Raw genomic sequence first — 1,113 nt, forward strand, 5'->3', positions numbered from 1 at the left:
GTAATACAAATAGTATTAAAAATATACAATCCTCAAAAGAGCTATAATCAACTCTCTCAACAATTGTAATAAAAATTATAAATGGGCTTAAAAAGCAAATAATTCCAAAGAGGGCTAGAAGCAAAGAATCAAAGAATTTATCTTTTTTATTCAATTTTTTACTATTAAAACGATAGTAAATAAAGATATCTATTATAAGGAGTATAAAAATAATAATTTCTATTTCTTCTTTACTAAGATTATAGTCTTTATAAACCATAAGTACAGCTAATACCAAGGTTGCTATACAAGAAATTAGATAGACTAACCAAATTGCATTACTTTTAATGTCTCGTATACAAAATGCAATAATCAATTGCATTATTGGCGCAATATACAATATAAATAGCAAGCTAAGTCCTGCTAGCGCCAATGAAGTAAGAACAGGAAAGATATCGCTACTGTTAGGCATTGGAATGTAGCCTATATTTTTATTAAGTACAAAATATACTACAAATGGTGTTAACCCAAGTAAAATTATTAAACTTTTATAGTGATTTTTTATAAAGTCTGCTTTTTCTAAAAGAAATTTCAATTTTCCTTGGTCCTTATACTCTGTACTAAATTTGTCTAATGTAATTTTTAACTTTTTTCCCTCTGCAACGTACATACTACTTTCTTTAAATTTATCTCCATATTTTTGTTTTATTAGAATTAACTGTTCAGAAATTTTTGTTTCGTAGCTTTGATATATTGCTTTTTTGTGCTGTTTTATATCAATATCAAGCAACTCTGCTAATGTCAAAATATTACCACCTGATATAACATCATAAATATCCCTAAGTTCATTTGAATAATTATCATACTTTTTAATATCTGTAGATTCTAGTTCCTCTAAAATATTTTTTAGCTTTAGCAATTTGTTTGATTTTTTTCTTGAAACACCAGATTCAAAAATGCCTTGTTTTTCTAATATAACAATTTGCCTATAAATTTTTTCATCAATATTCTCTACTGATAGCGCTGATTCTTTGTAATTATCATACTTTAATTCTAAATACTTTTCTTTCTTTACTGAAAGTAACTTAATTAAAATTGAAATATTACTGGTTTGCAACGAAATATCACCAAGAT

At 25.6% G+C, this 1,113-nt stretch carries 1 protein-coding gene; it reads right to left on the reverse strand.

From position 1 onward, the window contains the following. Window positions 1–1,113 (reverse strand): hypothetical protein (locus CYP77_RS10020; protein ID WP_103599729.1); only part of this gene is annotated, 1,113 nt, incomplete at both ends.

The organism is Campylobacter concisus (genome assembly GCF_002913865.1).
In the GTDB taxonomy this organism is placed as follows: Bacteria; Campylobacterota; Campylobacteria; order Campylobacterales; family Campylobacteraceae; genus Campylobacter_A; species Campylobacter_A concisus_AM.